Below are 4,463 nucleotides of genomic sequence, written 5' to 3'. Positions count from 1 at the left end.
AGCTGGCTTGCCAGCGATGGCGGCCTTGAGATCTGGCGCAAACAATGCGGCAATCGCCAGTCGGATTCGACGGAAAGTAAAAATGCACGTACGACGCCGTCATCCGCCCCTCCCGATAAACCGCCTCCGCCCCGCGCCCGCCATTCGGGCTGACTCCCCGGGCAATCGGCGTCAGTTCGGTGCTGGTCAGGGAATGGTGATAGGTGTGGCCGCGCAACGAACCTTCTGGCAAATCCACCGCTTGCAGTGCCAGTGCCGCCAGACGTTTTTGCATCACTGCCTCACCGCGCAGCAGCCCGACCAGTTCGGCGCGGATGCCGTCGACATCGGTCAACGCGTCGAGCAGATAGAGCATGCCGCCGCACTCGGCAAGCAGCGGTTTGCCGGCAGCATGGTGCGCACGGATTGCATCGAGCATTGCCACGTTTTGCGATAGCGCGACATGGTGCAATTCCGGGTAACCACCGGGCAAATACAGACTGTCAGCGTCGGGCAATTGGGTATCGCGGATCGGCGAAAAGAAACTCAACTCGGCGCCCATCGCCCGCAGCAGATCGAGGCTGGCACCGTAGGTGAAGGCAAAGGCTTCGTCACGAGCGACGGCGATGCGCACGCCGTCGAGCAGCGGCTCAGCAGGGATCACTTCAGGCGCGGCGAACTCCACGGCCGGTGGCAGCGCTACCTCGCAACTGCTGGCCAACGCTTGGGCGGCCGCGTCGAGACGCAGATCCAGATCATTCAGTTCGCTGGCCTGCACCAGACCGAGGTGCCGGCTCGGCAGCTCGATCCCGGTTTCCCGCGACAGCGCGCCGTACCAACGCAGACCTTCGGTGAGGCTGCCTTCGAGCAATTGCGCATGACGCAAGGTGCCGACGCGGTTGGCCAGCACCCCGGCAAACGGCAGGTCCGGCTGATAACGCGCCAACCCCAGCGCCAGTGCACCAAAGGTCTGGGCCATGGCGGTACCGTCGATCACGCCGAGCACCGGCACGCCGAAGTGCCGCGCCAGATCGGCGCTGGACGGGGTGCCGTCGAACAGGCCCATCACGCCTTCGATCAGGATCAGATCGGCTTCGGCGGCGGCTTCCCACAGCAGACGGCGGCTTTCCTGCTCGCCGACCATCCACATGTCCAGTTGATACACCGGCGCACCGCTGGCGCGTTCGAGAATCATCGGGTCGAGGAAGTCCGGGCCGCACTTGAACACGCGCACCTTGCGCCCCTGGTTGCGATGCAAGCGAGCGAGCGCGGCGGTGACGGTGGTCTTGCCCTGACCGGAGGCCGGCGCGGCGATGAGTACCGCCGGGCAGTGACGTGGTTGATTCAAAGTTCGACGCCTTTCTGCGCTTTGATGCCGGCCTGGAAGGCGTGCTTGAGCATGCCCATTTCGGTGACGGTATCGCCCATTTCGATCATTTCCGGCTTGGCCGCGCGACCGGTGACGATCACGTGCTGCATCGGCGGACGCGCCTGCAGGTCGCTGAGCACTCGATCCAGATCGAGGTAGCCGTGTTTCAGGGCGATGTTCAGTTCATCCAGCACCACCAGGCCGATCGACGGATCACGCAGCAGCTCGCGAGACACTGCCCACGCAGCTTCAGCGGCGGCGATGTCACGCTGGCGATCCTGGGTTTCCCAGGTGAAACCCTCGCCCATCACGTGAAAACGCACTTGCTCGGGGAAGCGGCGGAAGAACAACTCTTCACCAGTGCTGTTGCGGCCCTTGATGAATTGCACCACGCCACACTGCATGCCGTGGCCCATGGCACGGGCAAGCATGCCGAACGCCGAGCTGCTTTTGCCTTTGCCATTGCCGGTCAACACCAGCACCAGGCCGCACTCGTCAGGGGAATTGGCGATGCGTTCGTCGATCACGGCTTTTTTGCGCTGCATACGCGCCAGATGGCGTTCGTCGCGCTCGGGGGAATCGGTCATGGGGGAGCTCTCCGTTGAGGCTGGATAACGGCGGGCAGGCACAAGAACAGACGGCAAAAAGCCTGGCATCGCCCACCGTGATGCCGCTGGATGGATCAGGCCGGTCTCCGGGCTCATGAGCGGCGAATCGCCTGACTGCGCGCCTTCCCGCGTCGGTCGACACAGTGGCTCAATGCGCAGTTTTCACTCATTTACCGTTGCGGGGGCAGCGCCGGGATCGTGATCGTGCTTCACCTGAAGACAACCCTCACCGGCTTCCCTGTTTCACTCTGTCGACACGCGTCACAGAGCACCTGAAACAAGCCGCGAAGGTTAGAGGGTTGGGGGTGGAGCGTCAATTAAAGAGGGGGCCGTCGGGCGAATAACTGCCGCCGATCAATTATCTGACGCCAATCTTGTGCCACACTGAGACAAGTGATATCAAAGAGCCATGCTTTTGATTGAAAAAAGCACACCACAACAATAAGGATGATGACGATGCAAGGCATGATCATCAGCAACCCGCGCCTGGAATTCCTGCGCCCGGTGCTTGAACGCTGGTTTGACTGTATTGACCGTTACAACGCGTTACGCGGTGACAACGACACGCCCTATTGGCATGACGAGAAAGCCAATCTCGGCTTGCTTTCCGCTGCGGCCTGGATGGCCGAACTGGTGACCCTCTGCGATACCACCACCCGCAAACAGAACGAGGACGGCGAGCGCAATGCCCGCGCCGACCTGTTCATCGCCGGGGCCGAAGACCGCGCCTACCTTCAGGCGACCCAGCGCTGGCCGCGGGTCAACAACCTCAACCTGACTCAGGCCCTGCTGGACATCACCAGCGATGCCAAACGCATCAGCTTCGCCAGCGACCTCAAGCTCGGCTGTCTGTTCGTCGCCCCGCAGAAGGCCCAGCACAGTGCCAGCCCCGAAGAACTGCAGGACATGGTCGACGACCTGCAAAAGGAGCATTGCTGCGCCGTGGCCTGGTATTTCCCCTACGCCTACCGCAAGTTGCGCAGCGAAGCGGGCAATTATCACCCGGGCATCGCCGTGCTGTTCAAAGAGGCTCGCGGATAGCGGTTGAACCATCGGGTGCGCAGGGTTCTCTATGATTAAGCATGCATTCATAGGGAAGATCAGCAATGCGCAAAACCCGACTCGCTCTCGTCATCGCTCTCGCCGGAGGGCTCGCCGCCTGCGGTGAATCCTCCAGCCTGCAAGTTTCCGACGGCACCGGTCCGTCACCGAAACTGCCTGAACCGAACAAAACCCTGATCCCGACGGTGAACATCGCCCCAGCGGTCGGCTGGCCTGCAGGTGGCAAACCGACCGCCGCAGCCGGTACGCAAGTGGCTGCATTTGCCGAAGGCCTCGATCACCCACGCTGGCTCTACGTGCTGCCCAACGGTGACGTATTGGTGGCGGAAACCAACGCGCCGCCCAAACCGGATGACAGCAGCGGTATTCGCGGCTGGGTGATGAAGAAAGTCATGGGCAAAGCCGGTGCCGGCGTGCCAAGCCCGAACCGTATCACCCTGCTGCGCGACGCCGATCACGACGGCGTGGCCGAGACCCGCACGGTGTTTCTGCAGAACCTCAACTCGCCGTTCGGCATGACCCTGGTCGGCAACGATTTGTACGTCGCTGACACTGATCGCCTGCTGCGCTTCCACTACGAACCCGGTGCGACGGAGATCAAGACACAGCCGATCAAGGTTACCGACCTGCCGGGCGGCACCCTGAACCATCACTGGACCAAGAACGTCATCGCCAGTAAGGACGGCAGCAAGCTGTACGTCACCGTGGGCTCGAACAGCAATGTCGGCGAGAATGGTCTGGATAAAGAGGAAGGTCGCGCCGCGATCTGGGAAGTGGGTCGCGCCACGGGCAATCACCGGATCTTCGCCTCGGGCATTCGTAACCCCAACGGCCTGGCGTGGGAGCCCACCACAGGCGCGCTGTGGACAGCGGTCAACGAACGTGACGAAATCGGCAGCGACCTGGTGCCGGACTACATCACCTCGGTCAAGGACGGTGGCTTCTATGGCTGGCCTTTCAGCTATTACGGTCAGCACGTGGATGTGCGGGTGAAGCCGCAGAATCTGGATCTGGTGGCCAAGGCCATCGCTCCGGATTATGCCGTCGGCCCGCACACCGCCTCGTTGGGCCTGACCTTCGCCGAGGGCAACAACTTGCCCGCGCAGTTCAAGGAAGGCGCGTTTATCGGCCAGCACGGGTCGTGGAACCGCAAACCGCATAGTGGCTATAAGGTGATTTTTGTACCATTCACCGCCGGCAAGCCGAACGGAGCACCGGTGGATGTGCTGACCGGCTTCCTCGACAAGGACGAGAACGCATTGGGCCGCCCGGTAGGCGTGGTGATCGACCAGCAAGGTGGTTTGCTGGTGGCCGATGATGTGGGGAACAAGGTGTGGCGAGTGTCGTCCGCCAAGTAACGTGGGCCCGCTACAAAACAACTGTGGGAGCGAGCCTGCTCGCGAATGCGGAGTGTCAGCCTCCATTGAGTTGACTGATACACCGCT

At 62.1% G+C, this 4,463-nt stretch carries 3 protein-coding genes, 1 pseudogene and 1 riboswitch; of the genes and pseudogenes, 2 read left to right on the top strand and 2 right to left on the bottom strand.

What is annotated here, in order from left to right:
• Positions 1-1,327: pseudogene (locus HT737_RS03110) on the bottom strand (cobyrinate a,c-diamide synthase); the annotation flags it as partial.
• Positions 1,324-1,935 carry a cob(I)yrinic acid a,c-diamide adenosyltransferase gene (cobO, locus tag HT737_RS03105; RefSeq protein ID WP_041074346.1) on the bottom strand — a complete coding sequence of 204 codons (612 nt, stop codon included), beginning with the start codon at positions 1,933-1,935 and terminating at the stop codon, positions 1,324-1,326. The gene cobO and the pseudogene HT737_RS03110, both read right to left, overlap by 4 nt.
• Positions 1,936-2,015: 80 nt before the next feature.
• Positions 2,016-2,247: riboswitch (cobalamin riboswitch) on the bottom strand.
• Positions 2,248-2,412: 165 nt separating this feature from the next.
• Between cobO and HT737_RS03100 the strand changes: the two genes are divergently transcribed.
• Positions 2,413-2,997, top strand: coding sequence for a hypothetical protein (locus tag HT737_RS03100; protein ID WP_182401390.1), 585 nt, complete (start codon positions 2,413-2,415; stop codon positions 2,995-2,997).
• Between the two features lie 65 nt (positions 2,998-3,062).
• Positions 3,063-4,376 carry a sorbosone dehydrogenase family protein gene (locus HT737_RS03095; protein ID WP_182401388.1) on the top strand — a complete coding sequence of 438 codons (1,314 nt, stop codon included), beginning with the start codon at positions 3,063-3,065 and terminating at the stop codon, positions 4,374-4,376.
• The last annotated feature ends 87 nt before the right edge of the window (positions 4,377-4,463 follow it).

It is taken from the genome of Pseudomonas sp. MD195_PC81_125 (assembly GCF_014060985.1).
Lineage (GTDB): Bacteria > Pseudomonadota > Gammaproteobacteria > Pseudomonadales > Pseudomonadaceae > Aquipseudomonas > Aquipseudomonas parakoreensis.
This window is presented reverse-complemented; position numbering and strand designations above follow the sequence as displayed.

Coding starts and splice junctions, on each gene's coding strand:
- HT737_RS03095 (WP_182401388.1), top strand. CDS start 3,063: ATGCGCAAAACCCGACTCGCTCTCGTCATCGCTCTCGCCGGAGGGCTC.
- HT737_RS03100 (WP_182401390.1), top strand. CDS start 2,413: ATGCAAGGCATGATCATCAGCAACCCGCGCCTGGAATTCCTGCGCCCG.
- cobO (WP_041074346.1), bottom strand. CDS start 1,935: ATGACCGATTCCCCCGAGCGCGACGAACGCCATCTGGCGCGTATGCAG.